Here is a 21,870-nt window from a genome sequence, read left to right on the forward strand (position 1 = left end):
CACCGGAACGGTCGTCATCTCGCATCCCGGCTCACCTCCGCTCGCGCGGAGAGAACGCCGGCTCGCGCGCCTGGATAACGCCGCCCGCGCCCCCGGAGGAGAAGGCCGGCAGACGCGGAGTCGCCGCCGCCTCACTGGGCCGCGGGCCACGGCGGCACAGCCGTGCTCGGCCGCCGGGCGCTCCGTTCGGCCACGTAGCCCCCGATCCCCAAGCCGATTCCGACCAGGGTCAGCAGGAGCCCCAGGACTCCGAGCGTCCCCGAAGCCGCCGGCGCGGCGAGACCCTTGTGCACGCGCCCGAGCACCCCGGAGTCCGCGACACTGCCCGACTGCTCGTCGAGGAAGAACCGCGAGTCGTTGGAGTTCCCCCGGTGATCGCCCAGCAGGAAGAGCCGCCCGTCCGGCACCCGCACGTCGTACGGCCCGGTCGCCGGGTTCACCTCGCCGCGCATCAGATACGGCTCGTCGACCGGTTTGCCGTTCACCGTGATCCGATGTCCGTCGCACACCACGTGATCACCGGTCATCCCGATGACCCGCTGCAGGACCGGACCGCCCTCATAGCGATGGGGCACATCGACGAGCACGACATCACCCCTGCGCACCTCGTCCGCGTCGATGCGCTCGATGACCAGCCGGTCCCCCTGGTGGTAGGTGGGCTCCATCGCCTCGCTCATGACGGTGGCCCCCTGGTAGTGCGTGAAGAAGTACCCGATGCCTCCTACCGCCAGGAGTAGTCCGAGTGGCACCAGTACCCGGGCCGCGACTCTCAGGCCGCGGCCCGCTCCTTGCTGCTGCATGAACACCTTCCCTTGAAACGCCCCGGGCCGGGCGGACCAGTGGAGGCCAGGCGGTTCCGGGACGGAAACGCACCTCACCCTCAAGGCCGCACAGGACGTTGAAGCCCTTGGCGCGCTTGATGCTTACACGAACAGGACGGGCCCGGCCGGGCCGGGCCCGCCACAGGGTCAGGACCTGACGAGCGTGATGTCGTCGCTCTGGAAGTCGGTGACGCTCACCGGATAGTCGCGGTCGTCCGCACGGGCCAGCCCCCGGAGCACGGCGGTGCCGGGCTGGAAGGAGACGGTGGGGTCGATGTTGCTGGTGAAGGACGTGGTCCACGGGGCCGGGGTGCCGGGCTCGCAGACAACGATCAGGTTCTCGTGCGAGCCGGTCGCCGTCCCGTGCTTCTGCGTCTGGTAGGCGCTGACGTCGATGCTGATGCGGGCCGGCTTGTTGCACGTGGTGGTGCCGCCGACGGTGATCTCACCGGTGCGGGTGGCCACCGGACCCGTGGTGTTGAGCTGCACGCCGACGGCGAGTTCCGCGGGCGGCTCGGGCATACGGGCGTGGAGCTCGCCGCGCACGGGCAGCGTGGATCCGCTGCAGGTCCGCTCGAAGGCGGCGTCGATCTCACGGATGTAGCCGTGGGGCCCGTAGACGATGTGCGAGATGGTGAAGGAACCGGTGCCGCTCTCGCAGTACCTGTCGGTCACGCTGAACTGCAGTTGGGGGTCCTCGGGCCCGGCCTCGGGCCAACTGCGGGCGTTGGAGTAGGTGGTGCCGGCCACGAGCTTCTGGCCGTAAGGGGCTGACATGGACAGGGCCCAGCGCTCACCCTCGGGCGTGACGACCGTAGCGCCCACAGCGGACTCCGAGGTCGGCCCGGAGATGTCGAACATCTCCGTCGTCTCGGGGGTATGGACGTGGGACTGCCCGCCGGATATGTACTCACCCGGCTCACCGCTGAAGCTGAGTGATCCCGTCACCGCTTCATGGGCGTGCGCCGTGCCCGTGAACGGGGCCGTCGTCACCGCCAGTGCGAATGCCGCTGTCAGGACGGCCGCCGTACGGGCCACGTTACGGCCCAGGATGCTGCTTCCTGTCATGATGCTCCCTCATACGAATGGTCCCGGTCCCCACGACCGGACTGTGATCACGGCGGCGCACACCCGTCACATGGGCGGCCTGAAAGGTCCAGCGCCTACCTGCTGCGAAACGTCACAGGGCCTACGGATCCGGAGCCGGCCCGGGCCATCCCTCACCTGCTACCGGGCGAGCCGACGACGCACGGCTGCTCACCCTGCTCCGGCACGGCACCAGGGCGCGTCGTCACCGGCACGGCCGACGATGTGTCAGTGGTGCCGCCTAGTTTGTTGGTCACGACGGGTGGTCGGGGAGATCCGACCGCCTTGTCCGTCACGCCCTGCGCGGAAACGGTCCGCGTAGGGCGAAGAGGAGGGGACCACAGAGATGAAGACTCGACGACGAGTGGGCCGGGCTGCGCTCACCGCGGCCCTGGGGCTGTCGCTCCTGGGTGTCGGAGCACCCGCCGCGAGCGCGGACACCAACAGCGGCGCACTGCCGATCAGCTCGTACAAGGACATCGTGGTCGACGGCGTCCATCAGCACGTCTTCCTCAGCGACCCGGTCGGCGGCAGCGTCCTGGTGACCGACTACCAGGGCCAGGTCGTACAGCGTATCGACGGTGCGGCCGGCGCCTGGGGGCTCGCCCTCTCCGCGGACTCCGGGACGCTCTACGTGGCGTTGCGGGATGCCGGGGCGATCGCCGCCGTGGACACCGCCACCCTGCGGGAGACCGCGCGGTTCGACACCGGCACCGGTGCGGGCGTGTACGCCGGCCCCACCTCGCTGGCGACGGCCGGCGGGCAGCTCTGGTTCGGCTATGCCAAGGACACCTGGACGGGCGCGCTCGGCTCCGTGGACCTCTCGGACACCGAGCCGAAGGTCACTCTGGACCACGTCATGGACGATTTCGGGGGCTTCCCGCACCTGGTCGCCTCCCCGGCGGACCCGGACCTCCTGGTGGCCGCCGAGGCCGACGGCAACTCGGTGGCCGTCGCGTTGTACGACGTGGGCTCCGGGCAGGCCGAGCGGCGTGAGCAGAAGGTCGGCCCCGGCCCTCAGGGATGCTCCAGCCTGCAGGACCTCTCCCTGACGCCGGACGCGCGGCAGGTGGTCGTCTCCTGCGCCGAGCCCGACATGCACCAGGTCTTCAGCACCACGGACCTGTCCCACCAGGGCCAGTACGCGGTCGACGGCAACCCCGTCGCGGTGGCCGTCGCCCCGGACGGCACGATAGCCACCGGTACCCACGCCGGCGGCGGACAGCCGGACGTCTCGCTCTTCACGCCGGGTGAGGAGGCGGCGTTCAAGAACTGGGACCTCCCGGCGACCTCGGACGAGTTGTACGCGCCCGAGGACACGCTCCGCTCGGCGGGCCTGGCCTGGGCGCCCGACGGCGGGCGTCTTTTCGCGGTCACCGAGATCGGCGCGAGCCACCCCACGTCCGTGGGGCTGCGGGTCCTGGACATGCCGCAGGTCGCCACCAGCCTCACCCTCACGGCACCCGCCACCTCACCGCGCAACCACGACCTGACGCTGACGGGCCGTGTGGTCTCGCCGGTTCCTCTCGCGGCGGACAGCACCGTCGACGTCATACGGCTCGACGACCCCGCGCTCGGCGAGGGCACCCACATCGGCACTGCCCCCGTGGCCGCCGACGGCACCTTCAGCTTCGTCGACCTGCCCCGCGCGAAGGGCTCCGTGCAGTACACCGCGCACTATTACGGTGACGCCCGGCACGCCTACTCGTACGGCTCGGTCACGGTGGACATCGTCTCGGACTGACCGCTGGCGGGCTCAAAGTCCCAGAGACGCCGCCGCACCCCTCCCTGACCCGCTGAGCCGCAGGTCAGACGGGGTGCGGCGGCGTCCTCCTGTCAAATGTCCCGGAAGATCTCGATCTGCGCGCCCACCGAGTTGAGGCGCTCGGCCAGTTCCTCGTAACCGCGGTTGATCACATAGACGTTGCGGAGTACGGAGGTGCCTTCCGCCGCCATCATCGCCAGCAGCACCACCACGGCGGGCCGCAGTGCGGGCGGGCACATCATCTCGGCGGCGCGCCAGCGGGTCGGGCCCTCGACCAGGACCCGGTGGGGGTCGAGGAGTTGGAGGCGGCCACCGAGGCGGTTGAGGTCGGTGAGGTAGATCGCGCGGTTGTCGTAGACCCAGTCGTGGATCAGGGTCTGGCCGTGTGCGGCGGCGGCGATGGCCGCGAAGAACGGGACGTTGTCGATGTTGAGGCCGGGGAACGGCATCGGGTGGATCTTGTCGATCGGCGCCTCCAGCTTGGAGGGCCGCACGGTCAGGTCCACCAGGCGGGTGCGCGCGTTGTCGGCGGCGTACTCCGGGGTGCGGTCGCAGTCGACGCCCATCTCCTCCAGGACCGCGAGCTCGATCTCCAGGAACTCGATCGGCACCCGGCGGATGGTGAGTTCGGACTCGGTCACCACGGCGGCGGCCAGCAGGCTCATCGCCTCGACCGGGTCCTCCGAGGGGGAGTAGTCCACGTCCACGTCGATCTGCGGGACCCCGTGCACCGTGAGCGTCGTCGTGCCGACCCCGTCGACCCGTACGCCCAGCGCCTCCAGGAAGAAGCACAGGTCCTGGACCATGTAGTTGGACGAGGCGTTGCGGATGACGGTCGTACCGTCGTGGCGGGCGGCGGCCAGCAGGGCGTTCTCGGTCACCGTGTCGCCGCGTTCGGTCAGTACGATGGGCCGGCCCGGGGAGACGGAGCGGTCCACCTGTGCGTGGTACAGGCCCTCCGTGGCGGCGATCTCCAGCCCGAACCGGCGCAGCGCGATCATGTGCGGCTCGATGGTGCGGGTGCCGAGGTCGCAGCCGCCCGCGTACGGCAGGGTGAACTGCTCCGTCCGGTGCAGCAGCGGACCCAGGAACATGATGATCGAGCGGGTGCGGCGCGCGGCGTCGGCGTCGATCGCCTCCAGGTCCAGCTGCGCGGGCGGCACGATCTCCAGGTCCACGCCGTCGTTGACCCAGCGGGTGCGCACCCCGATGGAGTTCAGCACCTCCAGGAGCCGGAACACCTCCTCGATCCTGGCCACCCGGCGCAGGACCGTGCGCCCCTTGTTGAGGAGCGAGGCGCACAGCAGCGCGACGCAGGCGTTCTTGCTGGTCTTGACGTCGATGGCGCCGGAGAGCCGACGGCCGCCGACGACCCGCAGATGCATGGGCCCGGCGTAACCGAGCGACACGATCTCGCTGTCGAGGGCTTCGCCGATGCGGGCGATCATCTCAAGACTGATGTTCTGGTTGCCGCGCTCGATGCGGTTGACGGCGCTCTGGCTCGTGGCGAGCGCCTCGGCCAACTGCGTCTGTGTCCAGCCCCGGTGCTGACGGGCGTCACGGATGAGTTTGCCGATGCGTGCGAGGTAGTCGTCTGACATGTCGGCAGGTTATCTCAGATATGAGATGAGGATGATGTGGGGGTGTGCCGTTCGAGTGACAGGTGTGCACCGGCTCCGCGTATGCCGCCTTTTCCATCGTCGCCCGCGCGGGAGCGAAGGGCGCGGTCCGCGCGTCCGTACGGGTCGTGGGGCCGCGCCCCCCCGCCACTACACCGACGGGGGGCCTGCCGGGCCATCCGGTGTCGGGGCGTCAAGGACGGCGGCCACGGCTTCGATCTCGACGAGCTGGTCCGTGTAGCCGAGCACGGTGACGCCCATCAGGGTGCTGGGCACGTCGTGGTCGCCGAAGGAGTCCCGGACCACTTCCCAGGCGGCCACGAGATCCTCCTGCCGGGCGGATGCCACGAGGACCCGCGTGCTGATGACGTCCTCGACCGAAGCGCCCGCGTCGGCGAGCGCCGTCCGCAGGTTCTCCACGGCCTTCGCCGCCTGGCCCGCGCAATCCCCCACGGCCACGGTGTTGCCGTGCTCGTCGAGCGGACAGGAGCCGGCGAGGAAGATCAGCCGGGACTCGGCGGGAGCCGTGGCCGCATAGGCGTACTCGGCCACGTCGGAGAGGGAGCGGGAACGGATCAGCGAAACGGCGCTGGTGCGCGTCATGGTGGTGCGTCTCCTGGTGCTGGGCGCGTGCTGGGTGTGGTGCGGTCGTGCCGGGTTGTGTGCGGCGAGGGGCGAGCGGGCCGGGCCGGGCCGGGTGTCCCGCCCTCTGTCGGCCCGCCCCCGGAGCACGCCATCCTTTCAGCGCGCTTCGCGTCTCGCTTCCCCTTTTCCGGCCGCCGGCGACCGTCCCGTCCGTCGTGCAGGGGCGTCCCTGACGAGAAAATCGGAGGATCGGCGAACGGCGCGCCACTAGGGTGGCCCGATGGCTCCGATCAGGCAGGTACAGATCACCTTCGACTGCGCGTCGCCCTCGCGCGTCGCGTATTTCTGGTGCGAGGTGCTGGGGTACGTCGTTCCGCCCCCGCCGGAGGGGTTCGCCACGTGGGGCGATTACGACCTCTCGCTGCCGCCCGAGAAGCGGGACGCGGGATTCGTCTGCCAGGACCCCACGGGTGTGGGTCCGCGGATGTACTTCCAGCGCGTTCCCGAAGGCAAGGTCGTCAAGAACCGGGTGCATCTCGACGTGCGCGTCGGCACCGGGCTCGTGGGGGAGGAGCGCCTCGCCGCGCTGGAGGCCGAATGCGCGCGGCTGATCCCGCTCGGCGCGGTGCGCGTGCAGCTGCTGCTCGCCGATGAGGAGAACGAGTCCTGCCTCGTCATGCAGGACATCGAGGGCAACGAGTTCTGCCTCGACTGACGCACCGGGCCCTGTCCGCGCGGGCAGGGCCCGGGGGCCGTCCGGCCGGGTTCACCCGGTCCACCGCACTACCGTGGCCTCGCATGACCGGCATCGAGATCGAGATCACGGCAGACCTGGTCCGCGGCCTGCTCCAGGAGCAGCATCCGGACCTCGCGGGGCTGGCCGTCCGTGAGGTCACGGGCGGATGGGACAACCAGCAGTGGCGCCTCGGGGGCGAGTTGGCCGTCCGCATGCCGCGTACGGAACGCGCCCCGGAACTGCAGCGCAAGGAGCGCCGGTGGCTGCCGGTCCTGGCTCCTCGCCTGCCCCTGCCCGTCCCGAACCCCGTGCGGGCCGGTGAACCGTCCGTGCGCTTCCCGAAGCCCTGGACGATCATGACGTGGGTCCCCGGCGAGCCGCTGGACCGCACCTCGATCAGTCGCGGCGACCACGCGGCCGGCGCTCTGGCGGACTTCCTCCGGGCACTCCACGTGGAGGCGCCCGTCGACGCGCCGGCCGGTTCGGACCGCGGCGGCCATCCCGGCCTGCACACGGAGGGCTTCGACCACTTCTTCCACGCCGTCGTCCCGGAGGACGTCGCCGCCGAGGTCCGGGCTGTCTGGGACGATGCCGTCGCGGCCCCGGGGTGGGAGGGGCCGCCGGTGTGGGTCCACGGTGATCTCCACCCCGCGAACGTCGTCGTGTCGGACGGGACGCTCTCGGGCGTGATCGACTTCGGCGACCTGTTCGCCGGCGATCCGGCGTGGGACCTCGCGGCCGCATGGGTCGTCCTCCCCGGGGGCGCCGCCTCGCGGTTCTTCGACGCGTACGGGCGCGCGGACGGGGCGACGATCCGGCGCGCCCGCGGGCTGGCCGCTCTGAAAAGCCTCTTCCTCATGCTCATGGGCCAGAACGGGGACCGGGGGCTTCCCGGCGGCAAGCCGGCCTGGGGGCCCGCGGGCCGGACGGCCCTCGACCGCGTTCTGCGTACGGGTGTGGTCTGAGCGCCCTGTCCTGCGTGCGGCGTCGGTGAAGGCCGCTGGTGATCGGGGCGGACCGGCGCGCCAGGGGTGTGGTGGGACACCTGGGCATGACCGGGCGGCGGCTATGTACTAGAGTTATCTCGACATCGAGATATCTGCCGAGGCGCACCGCGGCCGCTGCCCGGTAAGGGTTACCTAACTAATCCTTACCTTAGCGGATGGGCGGGGCAGTAGGCGGCAAAACGCGGCGCCGACTGCCAATGAGGCGCGGCGCGGAGATACGCGCACATTGAAGAAGGAGACTGTCGTGTCGGCGAACAGCTTCGACGCCCGCAGCACGCTGCGCGTGGGCGACGAGTCGTACGAGATCTTCAAGCTGGACAAGGTAGAGGGCTCCGCGCGCCTCCCGTACAGCCTGAAGGTCCTGCTGGAGAACCTGCTCCGCACCGAGGACGGCGCGAACATCACCGCCGACCACATCCGGGCCATCGGGGGCTGGGACTCCCAGGCGCAGCCCAGCCAGGAGATCCAGTTCACGCCGGCCCGCGTGATCATGCAGGACTTCACCGGCGTGCCGTGCGTCGTGGACCTCGCCACCATGCGCGAGGCCGTCAAGGAGCTCGGCGGCGACCCGGCGAAGATCAACCCGCTGGCCCCGGCCGAGCTGGTCATCGACCACTCCGTCATCGCCGACAAGTTCGGCACCAAGGAAGCCTTCGGCCAGAACGTCGAGCTGGAGTACGGCCGCAACAAGGAGCGCTACCAGTTCCTGCGCTGGGGCCAGACCGCCTTCGACGAGTTCAAGGTCGTCCCCCCGGGCACCGGCATCGTCCACCAGGTGAACATCGAGCACCTGGCCCGCACCGTCATGGTCCGGGGTGGCCAGGCCTACCCCGACACCCTCGTCGGCACCGACTCGCACACCACCATGGTCAACGGCCTCGGCGTGCTGGGCTGGGGCGTCGGCGGCATCGAGGCCGAGGCCGCGATGCTCGGCCAGCCGGTCTCCATGCTCATCCCGCGCGTCGTCGGCTTCAAGCTGACCGGCGAGCTCCCGGCCGGCACCACCGCCACCGACCTCGTGCTGACCATCACCGAGATGCTCCGCAAGCACGGCGTCGTGGGCAAGTTCGTCGAGTTCTACGGTGAGGGCGTCGCCGCCACCTCGCTCGCCAACCGCGCCACCATCGGCAACATGTCGCCGGAGTTCGGCTCCACCGCCGCGATCTTCCCGATCGACGACGAGACGCTGAAGTACCTGCGCCTGACCGGCCGCGACGAGCAGCAGGTCGCGCTCGTCGAGGCCTACGCCAAGGAGCAGGGCCTCTGGCTGGACCCGGCCGCCGAGCCGGACTTCTCCGAGAAGCTGGAGCTCGACCTCTCCACGGTCGTCCCCTCCATCGCCGGCCCGAAGCGCCCGCAGGACCGTATCGTCCTGGCCAACGCCTCTCAGCAGTTCGTCCAGGACGTGCGCAACTACGTCTCGGACGACATGGAGGCGAGCAAGGAGTCCTTCCCGGCCTCCGACGCCCCGGCCAACACGCCGAACGGCGCCCCGTCCAAGCCGGTCACCGTCACGGCCCCCGACGGCTCGACGTACGAGATCGACCACGGCGCCGTCACCGTCGCCGCGATCACCTCCTGCACCAACACCTCGAACCCCTACGTCATGGTCGCCGCCGCGCTCGTGGCGAAGAAGGCCGTCGAGAAGGGCCTGACCCGCAAGCCGTGGGTCAAGACCACCCTCGCCCCGGGCTCGAAGGTCGTCACCGACTACTTCGACAAGGCGGGCCTGACCCCGTACCTCGACAAGGTCGGCTTCAACCTCGTCGGCTACGGCTGCACCACCTGCATCGGCAACTCCGGCCCGCTGCCGGAGGAGGTCTCCAAGGCGGTCAACGACAACGACCTCGCCGTCACCTCGGTGCTCTCCGGCAACCGTAACTTCGAGGGCCGGATCAACCCCGACGTCAAGATGAACTACCTGGCGTCCCCGCCGCTGGTCGTCGCGTACGCCATCGCCGGTTCGATGAAGGTCGACATCACCAAGGACGCCCTCGGCGTCGACCAGGAGGGCAAGCCGGTCTACCTGACCGACATCTGGCCCTCCGAGGCCGAGGTCAACGACGTCGTGGCGAACGCCATCGGCGAGGACATGTTCAACAAGTCCTACCAGGACGTCTTCGCGGGCGACGCCCAGTGGCAGGCGCTGCCGATCCCGACCGGTGACACCTTCGAGTGGGACGCCGAGTCCACCTACGTGCGCAAGCCCCCGTACTTCGAGGGCATGACGATGGAGACGACCCCGGTCGAGGACATCACCGGCGCCCGGGTGCTCGCCAAGCTCGGCGACTCGGTCACCACCGACCACATCTCCCCGGCCGGCGCCATCAAGGCCGACACCCCGGCCGGCAAGTACCTCAGCGAGCACGGCATCGAGCGCCGTGACTTCAACTCCTACGGCTCGCGCCGTGGTAACCACGAGGTCATGATCCGCGGCACGTTCGCCAACATCCGCCTGCGCAACCAGATCGCGCCGGGCACCGAGGGCGGCTACACCCGCGACTTCACCCAGGCTGCGACTGCTGACGCGGCTCCCGTGTCGTTCATCTACGACGCCTCGCAGAACTACCAGGCCGCCGGTACCCCCCTCGCGATCCTCGCGGGCAAGGAGTACGGCTCCGGTTCGTCCCGCGACTGGGCCGCCAAGGGCACCGCGCTCCTCGGCGTCAAGGCCGTCATCGCCGAGTCCTACGAGCGCATCCACCGCTCGAACCTCATCGGCATGGGCGTCCTCCCGCTCCAGTTCCCCGAGGGCCAGACCGCCGAGACCCTCGGCCTCACCGGCGAGGAGGCCTTCTCCTTCACCGGCGTCACCGAGCTGAACAACGGCACGATCCCGCGCACGGTCAAGGTCACCACCGACACCGGTGTGGAGTTCGACGGCGTCGTCCGTATCGACACCCCCGGCGAGGCGGACTACTACCGCAACGGCGGCATCCTGCAGTACGTGCTCCGCAGCCTGATCCGCAAGTAGGCGGCGGACAGCGGAACAGAAGGGCCGCGTCCCGGGTCTCCCCGGGGCGCGGCCCTTCCGCGTTCCCGGAGCCCGGCGTGCGATCGTGGGGCTGCGGCGCCCCACCCGCACCACCCGTACGGAAAGTGAACGGACCCCATGGGCGAGCTGATCCTCATCCGGCACGGCGAGACCGAGTGGTCCCGTTCCGGACAGCACACGAGCTACACCGACCTCCCTCTCACCGACGTCGGGGAGCGCCAGGCCCGCGCGCTCGTCCCGCTGCTGGCCGACCGGAACATCGGGCTCACCCTCGTCAGCCCGCTGATCCGGGCCCGCCGCACCGCCGAACTGGCAGGACTCCCCGACCCCCGGGTCACCCCCGAACTGCGGGAGTGGGACTACGGCGGCTACGAGGGCATCACCACCCTGGCGATCCGCCGTACCCGGCCCTTCTGGAACCTGTGGACCGACGGCGTCGACCCCGGCTCCGAGGAGCACCCCGGCGAGAGCCCCGCCCAGATCGGGGCGCGGGCCGACCAGGTCCTCGCGGGCGTCCGGTCCGCCGCCGAGGGAATCGGGAGCGCGGACATCGCGCTCGTCGCGCACTCGCACTTCCTGCGCGTCCTGACCGCCCGCTATCTCGGTCTGACACCGGCCGAGGGGCGGCTCTTCCAGCTCGCCACCGGAGCCGTCTCCCGGCTCGGTACCGAACACGGCCGGCCGGTCGTCGTGGCCCTGAACCTCGCCCTGCCCGAGAGCCTCCAGCAGACGTGAACGCCGACGGCCGGCACCCCACCAGGGGGTGCCGGCCGCCCGCACTCATCGCGTAGGGGTCAGGAGAGCAGCTCCACCTCCGCGAGCGTCGCCGAACCCGTCAGCACCAGCCGGTACGCGGTGTACGAGCCGGGCCTGTCCACCGAGAACACCCGGGTCTGCTTGTCCCAGGCGAACGACTGGCCGGAGCGGCGGTCGAGGTCCGTCCACTTCTCGCCGTCGGCCGAGCCCTGGAGCGTCCAGCCCCGCGGGGCCTTGTCGGCCGCCGCCGACGTCAGCGTGTACTGGAGCCCCTTCGTCGCCGAGGACACCGGCAGCTCCACCGAGTCGACCGTCGCCGAGGTGGCCGAGGTGTCGTCGAAGAGCGCGCCGTCGCCCTTGAGCGCGTCGCCCTTGGGCGTCGGGACCTTGTCGTCCTTCTGCACGGAGACCGGGGCCGCGTCCTCGCCCGTGCCCCAGGCCGACGGCTTCGGACCCATGGCGAACTCCAGCGTGCCGCCCTTGGCCAGCACGTCGTGCGGGAGCGCCGTGGAGGTCCACTTCTTGCCGTTGACCTTCACGCCCTGCACGTAGATGTTCTTGTCGCTGTTCTTCGGGGCCTTCACGACCAGCTTGCGTCCGTTGTCCATGCGGACGGTCACCTTCTTGAAGAGCGGCGAGCCGATCGCGTACTCACCGCTGCCCATGACCAGCGGGTAGAAGCCGAGTGCCGAGAAGAGGAACCAGGCCGACTGCTCGCCGTTGTCCTCGTCGCCGTGGATGCCCTGCCCGATCTCGCTGCCGACGTACAGCCGGCCCAGGACCTCGCGGACCTTCTCCTGCGTCTTGTACGGCTGCGAGGCCGCGTTGTACATGTACGTGGCGTGGTGGGCGACCTGGTTGCTGTGCCCGTACTGGCCCATCCGCACGTCACGCGCCTCGGTCATCTCATGGATGACGCCGCCGTAACTGCCGACGAACTCCGGGCCGGCCGTCTCCGGCGTCGAGAAGTACGTGTCCAGCTTCTTGCCGAGCCCGTCCCGGCCGCCGTACAGGTTGGCCAGGCCCCGGCTGTCCTGCGGGGCGGTGAAGGCGTAGCCCCAGCCGTTGGTCTCCGTGTAGTCGTAGCCCCAGACACGCGGGTCGTAACTGCCGGAGGGCAGGCGCCAGTCACCGTTCGGCTTCTTGCCCTGGAAGAATCCGGCCTTGTCGTCGAAGAGCTTGACGTACTTCTGCGCCCGGTTCATGAAGTACTCGGACTCTTCCTTGTACCGGGCCTTCTTCGTCTTCCTGTACAGCTCCTCGCCCATCCGGGCGATGCCGTAGTCGTTGACGTAACCCTCCAGCGACCAGGACAGGCCCTCGTGGGTGGCGGTGTCCGCGTACCCGGTGAAGACCGAGGTCTCAAGACCCTTGCGGCCGACGCCCGAGGACGGCGGGGCCACGGTGGCGTTCTTGAGCGCCGCCTCGTACGCCGCCTCGGCGTCGAACTTCACGCCCTTGACGTACGCGTCGGCGAACGCCACGTCCGAGCTGGTGCCGGTCATCAGGTCCGCGTAGCCGGGGGAGGACCAGCGCGAGGTCCAGCCGCCGTCCTTGTAGTGCTGGACGAAGCCGTCCACCAGCTCGCCGGCCTTCTTCGGGGAGAAGAAGGAGTAGGCGGGCCACGTCGTGCGGTAGGTGTCCCAGAAGCCGTTGTTGACGTACACCTCGCCGTCGACGATCTTCGCGCCCGTCCGCGTCGGGGTGTTCTCACCGGTCGCCTTGGAGAAGGGGCTGGCGTACCTGTTCTTGCCCTTCACCTTCTCGTGGCCGGAGTTCGGGTAGAGGTAGAGCCGGTAGAGGCTGGAGTAGAGGGTGGTCAGCTGGTCCGCGTCGGCGCCCTCGACCTCGACCGTCCGCAGGATGTCGTCCCAGGCGTTCTGCGCCTTGCGCTGGATGCGCTCGAAGGAGGTGGACTCCGGGATCTCCATCGCCAGGTTCCGCTTCGCCTGGTCGACGCCGATCAGCGAGGTGGCCAGCCGCAGGTTGACGGTGCGGTCCTTGCCCGCGTCGAAGCGGAAGAAGCCGGTGACGTCGTCGCCCCCGCCGCCCTTCAGCCTGCCGCTGTCGGTGACCGGCGCGTCGAAGACGCCGTACACGAACATCCGGGTCGCCCCGGTGGACAGGCCGCTCTTGACGTCCGAGTAGCCGGAGAAGGAACCGGTCTTCGGGTCGAGGGTGATGCCGCCGTCGTTCGTGACGTTGTCGAAGACCAGGCTCGCGTCCTTGCCCGGGTAGGTGAACCGCATCCGGGCCGCGTGGTCGGTCGGCGTCATCTCGGCCTTGAGGCCGTTCTCGAACGTGACGCCGTAGTAGTGCGGCTTCGCCGTCTCGTTCTCGTGCCGGAACGGCAGCGCGCGGGCGCTCCGGGACGCGTCCGGGGTGCCGCTCACGGCCGACGGCATCAGCTGGAAGGTCTGCCGGTCGCCCATCCAGGGGCTCGGCTCATGGCTCGCGGCGAAGGCCTGGAGCGTCGGGAGGTTGTCCGCGTTGTTGCCCCGGTGGTAGTCGTACAGCCAGCTGGTGGTGCCCGCGTTGGTGACCGGCGTCCAGAAGTTGAAGCCGTGCGGCACGGCCGTGGCCGGAATGTTGTTGCCGCGCGAGAAGCCGCCGCTGGAGTTGGTGCCGCGGGTCGTCAGCGCGTAGTCCGACAGATGCGCCTTGCGCTTCTCGGGCTTCTTCGGGGCGATCGTGATGTCGTCGATCCAGCCCTGGAACTTCGCCGGACCCTTGGGGGAGTCGTACGCCACCAGGATCCGGTCGACCGTCTTGCCCGCGGCGACCGTGCCGAGGCGGGCGGCGACCTTGTTCCACTGGTTGACGTAGAGGCGCTTGGCGTCCGCCTGGCCCTGCGGTGTCAGCGGCCCGCCGTGGCTGTCGGTGGCCTTCAGCTCGCTCAGGTACGTGCCGTCGGTGAAGGCCAGGTCCACCGCGACGTGCGTGGCGGGGTAGTTCAGGTCCGTCTCGCCCATCTGCGGGTAGACCAGGTAGGACAGTTCGGTGTCCTTGGTGATGGCCGTGTTCACGTCGAAGATCTTGTTGTACGAGTAGGCGCGTCCGTCGGGCGTGTGGGTGCCCGCGTAACGCAGTGCCTTCTTTCCGGTGAATCCCGCGCCGGACTTCGCGGTGGGGGATCCGGAGGGGCCGCGGTCGGGCTGGCTGCGCATCTCCTCGGGCACCGGTGCGGAGGTGTCACCGTTCGAGAATTGAACGTCGGCGAGCTGGAGCGCGTCCGACGCGCCGTTGTTCGCGGTGATCTCCAGCCGGAAGTGCCGGTAGGCGGTGCCGCCCGAGAAGTCGTACGTCTTCGTCTCGTGCCGCTTGGCGAAGGTCTCGCCGGCGCGGGTGTCGAGGTCGGTCCACTCCTTGCCGTCCGCCGAGCCCTTGAGCGTCCAGTCCTTCGGGTCGCGTTCGGCGTGGTCGTTGGCCGAGGTGAGGGCGTACGTCACGACCTTGACGGGTTCGTCCAGATCGAACTCGACCCAGCCGGTGGGCTTGAACGTCAGCCACTTGGAGCCCGGCTCGACGTCGACGAGGTTCTCCTTGACCTCGCCGCCCGCGGTGTTCTCGGCGCTCGCGCGCAGCTCCGTCACCCGGTCGGTGACATTGCCCGGTATGCCGGAGGAGAAGCCCCCGTCGACGCCGGAGGAGCGTTCCTCACCGTCGGGGCCCTCCTCGACGGTGCTGCGCCAGTCCGGCTGCTTCTCGTCCGCCTCGAACGAGGTGCTGAACGTCCGGTCGCCGGGCGGTTTCCGGTCCGGTGAGGAGGGCTGAGCGGTGGCGACCGCCGGGGCGATCACCACCAGGGCGAGGGATGCCGCCAGGGCGGCTGCTGTGGGGGTCCGTCTCCGGCGGGAAGCCGGGCGGGGGACCGCGTGAGGGGCCTTGTCGGATCCGTGATCGAGGCCGCGTGGTGGCTGCATGCCGAGCCGTTCCTCCCCGGGAAAATGCGTGGACAACGTTGTCAAGCGGGATGCAAGGTCCAGTAGGGATCCAAGTGGCTGGACGTGTCAAGGGTGTTGTCGCGGGGCTCGTCGGCGAATCGGCCGGAATGGGGAAATAGCCGCCGCGGGAGGAGGGCGCGGGGTGCCGAGGTATCCGTGAGGTCTCAACTCGGGAAAGACTGCCGCCCAAACCTGCTTTCGATCTTGCTCAGTTGGCGACAAGTGGACTATACCTGTCGGCACCCGCACAGCCGCTTCGCGCGGACGTGCGCACGGGGGAAACAGAGACGGTTGCGAGGACGCCAGAGGTGTCCTCGCTGTACGGTCTCCCGGCATCCCCACTGCACCGGCCCGTCCGGTACATCTGTTTATCCGCATGACCCAAGCGCAACTGACCGCGGTGGCGGGGCCCTTCGCCTAGGCGAATTTTCGACGGGTGACCGGTACACCGCCTGAGTCCTGGAGAAGGCGAGGACTTGAGCATGGGATCCACCTCCGCCCACAACAATGAGGGCCTTGGCCGTCGCGATCTGATCAAGCGTTCTGCCGCACTCGGCCTGATCGCTGTTCCGACGATGAGCTTCCTGTCCGCCTGCGCGAGCGGCGACAGCGGCAGCGACGACAAGGTCGAAAAGGGCGAAAAGACCGAGAAGAACCCGCTGGCCGTCAACGGCAGCGCACCGCTGGAGATCGTCATCTTCGACGGTGGCTTCGGCACCAAGTACGCCGAGGACGCCAAGGCCGTCTACGAGAAGACCTATCCTGACGCGAAGGTCAAGTTCTCCGCGACGCAGAAGATCCAGTCGGTTCTTCAGCCGCGGTTCAACGGTGGTACCCCGCCGGACCTGATCGACAACTCCGGTGCCCAGCAGATGGACATGGGCGTCCTGGTCGGCAAGAAGCAGCTCACCGACCTGACCCCGCTGCTCGACGCCCCCTCCATCGACGACCCCGCCAAGAAGGTCCGCGACACCCTGCGGCCCGGCATCATCGAGATGGGCCAGTTCGACGGCGAGCAGGTCTGGATCATGTACTACGCGTACACGGTCTACGGCGTCTGGTACTCGCAGACCGCGCTGGAGAAGCTCGACGCCACGTACCCGGAGACGTGGGACGACATGCTCGCGCTCTGCGCGAAGGCGAAGAAGCAGGACATCGCCGGCTGGACCTACCCCGGCAAGCACCCCTACTACCTCCCCTTCTCGCTGTACCCCTTCATCGCCAAGATCGGCGGCGTCGAGGTCCTCGACGCGATCGACAACCTGGAGCCGAAGGCCTGGGAGCACCCCGCGGTCAAGGCGGCCTTCGAGGCGTACTACGAGCTCGTCGCCAAGGGCTACATCCTCAAGGGCACCCCGGGTCTGGACCACCGCGGTTCCCAGGGCGCGTGGGCCCGCGGCAAGGCGCTGTTCATCCCGAACGGCTCCTGGGTCGAGAACGAGGAAGCGGCGATCATCCCCAAGGACTTCAAGCTGTCCGTGGGCGCTCCCTCCAGCCTCGACTCCTCCGACAAGCTGCCCTTCGGCACGCTGTGGGCGTCCGGCGGCGAGCCGTTCATCGTCCCGAGCAAGGCGAAGAACCCCGCCGGCGGCATGGAGCAGCTGCGCATCATGCTCAGCGAGGCCTCCTCGAAGTCCTTCACCAGCAGCACCAAGTCGCTCTCCGCCTTCAACGGCGGCACGGACGGCATCGAGCTGTCCGACGGCCTGAAGTCCGGTGTCGCCGCGCTGGAGAAGGCCGGCACCAACGTGGTCAACCCCCGCCTGCAGGACTGGTACGTGAAGCTCCAGAAGGAGCAGATCGGCGTCGCCGCGCTCGGCGAGATGATGGCCGGCCGCGCCAAGCCGGCCGAGACCATCAAGAAGATCCAGGCCTTCGCCGACGCGACCGCCAAGGACCAGTCCATCAAGCACTTCAAGCACCAGTGACCACGCGTCACCAGCGGCGGGCAGCACGGGAAGGTCGGAGTCGGTAACGATGCAACACGGTAAATACCGGTTCATAATCGGGTTCTTGGTGGTCCCGATGACGTTGTACGTCATCTTCGTCATCTGGCCCTTCATCCAGTCCATCTACTACTCGTTCACGGACTGGACGGGGCTGAGTCCCGACTTCAAGATGGTCGGGTTCGACAACTACACCAAGATGCTCGATGACGACATCTTCTGGAAATCACTGCAGCACAGTGTGCTGCTGGCCGTGCTGCTGCCGCTGGTGACGCTGGGGCTCGCACTCTTCTTCGCCTTCATGCTCAACGTGGGCGGGCGGCGCCGTAAGGACGCCGCCATCGCCGGCGTACGGGGCTCGGGCTTCTACAAGATCGCGTACTTCTTCCCGCAGGTGCTCTCGATCGCGATCGTGGCCATCCTGTTCCAGTTCGCCTTCGACCCGGCCCAGGGCATGATCAACGGCACGCTCAAGGCCGTGGGGATCAGCGACGTACCGGACTGGCTGGGCGATCCGCAGCTGGCCCTGTGGTGCATCATGGCGGTCCTCGTCTGGTGCACGACCGGCTTCTTCGTGGTGCTGTTCTCCGCGGGCATGGCCTCCATCCCCAAGGACTTCTACGAAGCCGCCCTGCTGGACGGGGCGAGCCGCTTCACGACCTTCTTCCGGATCACGCTGCCCCTGCTGTGGGACACGGTCCAGTCCGGGTGGGTCTACATGGGCATCCTGGCGCTCGGCGCCGAGGGCTTCGCGATCGTCCACATCATGAGCGTCGGTCCCGGCGGGCCCGACTACTCGACCACCGTCCTGCCGCTGTACGTGTACCAGTCGGCGTTCCGTGACGGACAGGCGGGCTACGCGACCACGATCGGTGTCGCCCTGCTCCTCGTGACGCTGGCGTTCGCCGCCATCGTCATGCGGGTGGGCCGGCGCGAGCGGCTGGAGTTCTGATGAAGACCACTGACACCCCTCCCACCGGGCCCTCCGGCCCCGCCGACGCCGACGCGGCGAAGGTTCCGGCCCAGCGCACCGGGCCGGTGGGCAAGGGCGCGCCCGCCCCCGCGAAGAAGAGCGAGGGCCAGGTCCTCAACGTCTTCTCGCACGGGGTGCTGATCCTGTGGGCGATCATGGTCGTCCTGCCGTTGTTCTGGGCGGTGATGTCCTCGTTCAAGACCGACGCGGACATCTTCAACACCCCGTGGTCGCTGCCCAGCTCACTGAACTTCGACAGCTGGGGCCGGGCCTGGAGCCAGGCCCACATGAGCGAGTACTTCCTGAACACCATCCTGGTGGTGGGCGGGTCGCTCACGGGCACCCTGGTCCTCGGGTCCATGGCCGCCTATGTGCTCGCCCGCTTCGAGTTCCCGGGCAACCGGTTCATTTACTTCTTGTTCGTCGGCGGCATGAGCTTCCCGATCATGCTGGCGCTGGTCCCCCTGTTCTACGTCATGGACAACATGGGGATGCTGAACACGATCCACGGCCTGATCCTCGTGTACATCGCGTACTCGCTGCCGTTCACCGTGTTCTTCCTGACCTCGTTCTTCCGGACGCTGCCGACCTCGGTGGCGGAGGCGTCGATCATCGACGGGGCCTCGCACACCCGCACGTTCTTCCAGGTCATGCTGCCGATGGCCAAGCCCGGCCTGATCAGCGTCGGCATCTTCAACTTCCTGGGGCAGTGGAACCAGTACATGCTGCCCACGGTGCTGAACACCGACCCGGAGAAGCGGGTGCTGGCCCAGGGCCTGGTGGAGCTGGCGTCCAGCCAGGGCTACAAGGGCGACTACTCCGGCCTCTTCGCCGGCCTGGTGATCGCGATGCTGCCTGTGCTGGCGGCGTACATCATCTTCCAGCGTCAGGTCGTCTCCGGCCTGACGGCGGGCGCCCTGAAGTAGCTCGTCCCTCGCGTACGGCCCGGTGCCCCGGCGGAATCCCTCCGCCGGGGCACCGGGCCGTCGCGGTGCGCACGGGTGCTCAGGTCTTGACGGGAGGCACCCCCGAACGGTCAGCTTAGAGTTCACATGTTGGAGGAAGCCGGGGTCTCATCGCTGCGGCCCCGGCCGGGGCGGTCCTGCCGGACCGCCCGCCAAGGGCAGGAGTGGATGAGTCGATGGAGACTCCCGGGTCGCAGACATCGCTGCACAGGGCCAATCTGGAGCGGGTCGTACGCGCCGTACGGATGGCGGGATCGCTCACCCAGGCGGAGATCGCCCGGAGCACCGGGCTCTCCGCGGCCACCGTCTCCAATATCGTCCGGGAGCTGAAGGACGGCGGAACGGTCGAGGTCACTCCCACCTCGGCGGGTGGCCGACGGGCCCGCAGCGTCTCGCTCAGCGGCGACGCGGGCATCGTCATCGGCGTCGACTTCGGCCATACGCATCTGCGCGTCGCCGTCGGTAACCTCGCCCACCAGGTGCTCGCCGAGGAGTCCGAGCCGCTGGACGTCGACGCCTCGTCCGCCGAGGGCTTCGACCGGGCGGAGGTGCTGGTCAAGCGGCTGATCGCGGCCACCGGGATCGGCCCGGACAAGGTGATCGGCATCGGTCTCGGCGTGCCCGGCCCCATCGACGTCGAGTCCGGCACCCTGGGCTCCACCTCGATCCTGCCGGGCTGGACGGGCATCAACCCCAGCGAGGAGCTCTCCGGCCGCCTCGGCGTGCCCGTGTACGTCGACAACGACGCCAATCTCGGGGCGCTGGGCGAGCTGGTCTGGGGGAGCGGACGGGGCGTCAAGGACCTCGCGTACATCAAGGTGGCCAGCGGCGTCGGCGCCGGCCTGGTGATCGACGGGACCATCTACCGGGGCCCCGGCGGCACGGCCGGCGAGATCGGGCACATCACGCTCGACGAGTCGGGCCCGGTGTGCCGCTGCGGCAACCGCGGCTGCCTGGAGACCTTCACCGCCGCCCGCTACGTCCTGCCGCTGCTCCAGCCCAGCCACGGCCCCGGGCTCACCATGGAGCGGGTGGTCCAGCTGGCGCGGGAGGGCGATCCCGGCTGCCGCCGGGTGATCGGCGACGTGGGCCGCCACATAGGCAGCGGCGTGGCCAACCTGTGCAATCTGCTCAACCCCAGCCGCGTCGTGCTCGGCGGCTCGCTGGCGGAGGCCGGGGAGCTGGTCCTGGGACCCATACGGGACTCCGTGTCGCGTTACGCGATCCCGAGCGCCGCCCGGCAGCTCTCGGTGCTGCCCGGCGCGCTCGGCGGGCGTGCCGAGGTACTGGGCGCACTCGCCCTGGTGCTCAGCGAGATGGGGGATTCAACCCTTTTGGAGAGCACCTTCCCTGCGGCGACTCCTGCCTTCACTTAGATAACGAATGGCACCGTTGTCATCTCGTTAAGGATTTACTCCTTGACGCTGACGCTGGGGCCGAGTTGACTTCCAGCCACCTCGGCCGCAACGTCGCGGCCTCGTCAGGGAGGTTCGAGAATGAACACGCGTATGCGTCGTGCCGCCGTTGCCGTTGCCGCCACCACGATGGCGGTCTCGCTGGCCGCTTGCGGAAGCGCCAAGGAGTCCGGTGACAAGGCCGAGCAGAGCTCGGAGAAGAAGGGCGACGACCTGAAGATAGGTCTGCTCCTCCCCGAGAACCAGACGGCCCGTTACGAGAAGTTCGACCGGCCGATCATCGAGAAGAAGATCAGCGAGCTCACCGGCGGCAAGGCGGAGGTCGTCTACGCCAACGCCAAGCAGGACGCGAACACGCAGTCGCAGCAGGTCGACACCATGATCACCAACAAGGTCGACGCGCTCATCCTGGGCGCGGTGGACGCCAAGGCGATCGCGAACAGCGTCAAGAAGGCCAAGGACGAGGGCATCCCCGTCGTCGCCTTCGACCGTCTCGCCGAGGGTCCCATCGACGCGTACACCTCCTTCGACAACGAAGAGGTCGGCCGGGCCCAGGGCACCGCCCTGCTGGAGGCCCTGGGCGACAAGGCCGACGGCGGCACGATCGTGATGATGAACGGCGCGATCACCGACCCGAACGCCGCGCTCTTCAAGAAGGGCGCCAAGTCGGTCCTCGACGGCAAGGTGAAGTACGGCAAGGAGTACGACACCAAGGAGTGGAAGCCGGAGAACGCCAACGCCAACATGGAAGCGGCGATCACCGCGCTCGGCAAGGACAAGATCGACGGCGTCTACTCCGCCAACGACGGCATGGCGGGCGGCATCATCACCGCCCTCAAGGCCGCCGGTCTGCCGAAGCTCCCCCCGGTCACCGGCCAGGACGCCGAACTGGCGGGTGTGCAGCGCATCGTCTCCGGTGAGCAGTTCATGAGCGTCTACAAGTCCTACCCGGCCGAGGGCATCGTCGCCGCGGAGATGGCCGTCGCCCTCGCCAAGGGCGAGAAGCTCGACTCCATCGCCACCTCGAAGGTCGACAGCGCCACGGCGAAGGGCATCCCGACGGTCCTCGTCCCGGTCGTCTCGCTGACCAAGGACAACATCAAGGACACCGTCATCAAGGACGGCATCTGGACGCTGGACGAGATCTGCTCGGCCAAGTACAAGGCCGACTGCGACAAGATCGGTCTGAAGTAGGCTCCCGGGCCCGGCCCGCCCTCGGGCCGCCGGGTCCCGCCCGCGCCGCGCTTCCCGCGAGCT

15 protein-coding genes are annotated in these 21,870 nt (G+C 69.0%); 10 read left to right on the forward strand and 5 right to left on the reverse strand.

The features are described 5' to 3' along the window. Window positions 1–131 precede the first annotated feature (131 nt). Window positions 132–800, reverse strand: a complete 669-nt coding sequence (gene lepB / locus CR470_RS07970) for a signal peptidase I (RefSeq protein WP_097866858.1) — start codon at window positions 798–800, stop codon at window positions 132–134. 168 nt (window positions 801–968) lie between these two features. Further along, window positions 969–1,889, reverse strand: a complete 921-nt coding sequence (locus tag CR470_RS07975) for a hypothetical protein (protein ID WP_097866859.1) — start codon at window positions 1,887–1,889, stop codon at window positions 969–971. Window positions 1,890–2,253: 364 nt separating this feature from the next. Between CR470_RS07975 and CR470_RS07980 the strand changes: the two genes are divergently transcribed. Further along, window positions 2,254–3,651: a YncE family protein gene (locus tag CR470_RS07980; protein ID WP_097866860.1), complete on the forward strand. Its 1,398-nt coding sequence runs from the start codon at window positions 2,254–2,256 to the stop codon at window positions 3,649–3,651. 92 nt (window positions 3,652–3,743) lie between these two features. On the opposite strand, the gene CR470_RS07985 is transcribed toward CR470_RS07980, so the two are convergent. Both CR470_RS07985 and CR470_RS07990 read right to left on the reverse strand, forming a co-directional pair. Next, complete coding sequence (locus tag CR470_RS07985) at window positions 3,744–5,273, reverse strand: helix-turn-helix domain-containing protein (protein ID WP_097866861.1); 1,530 nt, start codon at window positions 5,271–5,273, stop codon at window positions 3,744–3,746. Window positions 5,274–5,441: 168 nt separating this feature from the next. Further along, on the reverse strand, window positions 5,442–5,894 hold the full coding sequence (locus CR470_RS07990; protein ID WP_097866862.1) for a RidA family protein: 453 nt from the start codon (window positions 5,892–5,894) through the stop codon (window positions 5,442–5,444). Between the two features lie 262 nt (window positions 5,895–6,156). On the opposite strand from CR470_RS07990, the gene CR470_RS07995 reads away from it, so the two are divergent. From CR470_RS07995 to CR470_RS08010, 4 genes are all read left to right on the forward strand, one after another. Continuing rightward, window positions 6,157–6,591, forward strand: a complete 435-nt coding sequence (locus CR470_RS07995; protein ID WP_097866863.1) for a VOC family protein — start codon at window positions 6,157–6,159, stop codon at window positions 6,589–6,591. 83 nt (window positions 6,592–6,674) lie between these two features. Then, a complete protein-coding gene (locus CR470_RS08000; RefSeq protein ID WP_097866864.1) occupies window positions 6,675–7,577 on the forward strand; it encodes an aminoglycoside phosphotransferase family protein in 903 nt (300 codons plus the stop codon). A 286-nt stretch (window positions 7,578–7,863) separates the two neighbouring features. Further along, the gene (gene acnA, locus CR470_RS08005; protein ID WP_097866865.1) at window positions 7,864–10,593 is read left to right on the forward strand and encodes an aconitate hydratase AcnA; all 2,730 of its coding nucleotides are present in this window, start codon (window positions 7,864–7,866) and stop codon (window positions 10,591–10,593) included. A gap of 138 nt (window positions 10,594–10,731) precedes the next feature. After that, window positions 10,732–11,349, forward strand: a complete 618-nt coding sequence (locus CR470_RS08010) for a histidine phosphatase family protein (protein ID WP_097866866.1) — start codon at window positions 10,732–10,734, stop codon at window positions 11,347–11,349. A gap of 59 nt (window positions 11,350–11,408) precedes the next feature. Here CR470_RS08010 and CR470_RS08015 read toward each other — a convergent pair whose 3' ends face one another. After that, window positions 11,409–15,293, reverse strand: a complete 3,885-nt coding sequence (locus CR470_RS08015; RefSeq protein ID WP_097866867.1) for a GH92 family glycosyl hydrolase — start codon at window positions 15,291–15,293, stop codon at window positions 11,409–11,411. A gap of 503 nt (window positions 15,294–15,796) precedes the next feature. On the opposite strand from CR470_RS08015, the gene ngcE reads away from it, so the two are divergent. The 5 genes from ngcE (at window position 15,797) to CR470_RS08040 (ending at window position 21,807) form a co-directional block, all read left to right on the forward strand. Beyond that, the gene (gene ngcE / locus CR470_RS08020) at window positions 15,797–17,242 is read left to right on the forward strand and encodes an N-acetylglucosamine/diacetylchitobiose ABC transporter substrate-binding protein (protein ID WP_097866868.1); all 1,446 of its coding nucleotides are present in this window, start codon (window positions 15,797–15,799) and stop codon (window positions 17,240–17,242) included. Window positions 17,243–17,291: 49 nt separating this feature from the next. Continuing rightward, entirely contained in the window at window positions 17,292–18,212 is a 921-nt protein-coding gene (locus CR470_RS08025; RefSeq protein WP_097866869.1) for a carbohydrate ABC transporter permease, read from the forward strand. Then, window positions 18,212–19,159, forward strand: a complete 948-nt coding sequence (locus tag CR470_RS08030) for a carbohydrate ABC transporter permease (protein WP_097866870.1) — start codon at window positions 18,212–18,214, stop codon at window positions 19,157–19,159. Before CR470_RS08025 ends, CR470_RS08030 begins: the two co-directional genes overlap by 1 nt. 215 nt (window positions 19,160–19,374) lie before the next feature. After that, window positions 19,375–20,574 (forward strand): ROK family transcriptional regulator, encoded by a 1,200-nt coding sequence (locus CR470_RS08035; protein WP_097866871.1) that lies wholly within the window; start codon window positions 19,375–19,377, stop codon window positions 20,572–20,574. Window positions 20,575–20,694: 120 nt separating this feature from the next. Further along, window positions 20,695–21,807: a sugar ABC transporter substrate-binding protein gene (locus CR470_RS08040; protein ID WP_097866872.1), complete on the forward strand. Its 1,113-nt coding sequence runs from the start codon at window positions 20,695–20,697 to the stop codon at window positions 21,805–21,807. The last annotated feature ends 63 nt before the right edge of the window (window positions 21,808–21,870 follow it).

Source organism: Streptomyces sp. rh34 (genome assembly GCF_002551245.1).
In the GTDB taxonomy this organism is placed as follows: Bacteria; Actinomycetota; Actinomycetes; order Streptomycetales; family Streptomycetaceae; genus Streptomyces.

Bases quoted from the DNA above. Each gene is read 5' to 3' on its own strand.
- CR470_RS08010 (WP_097866866.1), top strand. From the start codon at position 10,732: ATGGGCGAGCTGATCCTCATCCGGCACGGCGAGACCGAGTGGTCCCGT.
- ngcE (WP_097866868.1), top strand. From the start codon at position 15,797: ATGGGATCCACCTCCGCCCACAACAATGAGGGCCTTGGCCGTCGCGAT.
- CR470_RS07980 (WP_097866860.1), top strand. From the start codon at position 2,254: ATGAAGACTCGACGACGAGTGGGCCGGGCTGCGCTCACCGCGGCCCTG.
- CR470_RS07990 (WP_097866862.1), bottom strand. From the start codon at position 5,894: ATGACGCGCACCAGCGCCGTTTCGCTGATCCGTTCCCGCTCCCTCTCC.
- CR470_RS07975 (WP_097866859.1), bottom strand. From the start codon at position 1,889: ATGACAGGAAGCAGCATCCTGGGCCGTAACGTGGCCCGTACGGCGGCC.
- CR470_RS07995 (WP_097866863.1), top strand. From the start codon at position 6,157: ATGGCTCCGATCAGGCAGGTACAGATCACCTTCGACTGCGCGTCGCCC.
- CR470_RS08015 (WP_097866867.1), bottom strand. From the start codon at position 15,293: ATGCAGCCACCACGCGGCCTCGATCACGGATCCGACAAGGCCCCTCAC.
- CR470_RS08000 (WP_097866864.1), top strand. From the start codon at position 6,675: ATGACCGGCATCGAGATCGAGATCACGGCAGACCTGGTCCGCGGCCTG.
- CR470_RS08035 (WP_097866871.1), top strand. From the start codon at position 19,375: ATGGAGACTCCCGGGTCGCAGACATCGCTGCACAGGGCCAATCTGGAG.
- CR470_RS08030 (WP_097866870.1), top strand. From the start codon at position 18,212: ATGAAGACCACTGACACCCCTCCCACCGGGCCCTCCGGCCCCGCCGAC.
- CR470_RS08025 (WP_097866869.1), top strand. From the start codon at position 17,292: ATGCAACACGGTAAATACCGGTTCATAATCGGGTTCTTGGTGGTCCCG.
- lepB (WP_097866858.1), bottom strand. From the start codon at position 800: ATGCAGCAGCAAGGAGCGGGCCGCGGCCTGAGAGTCGCGGCCCGGGTA.
- CR470_RS08040 (WP_097866872.1), top strand. From the start codon at position 20,695: ATGAACACGCGTATGCGTCGTGCCGCCGTTGCCGTTGCCGCCACCACG.
- CR470_RS07985 (WP_097866861.1), bottom strand. From the start codon at position 5,273: ATGTCAGACGACTACCTCGCACGCATCGGCAAACTCATCCGTGACGCC.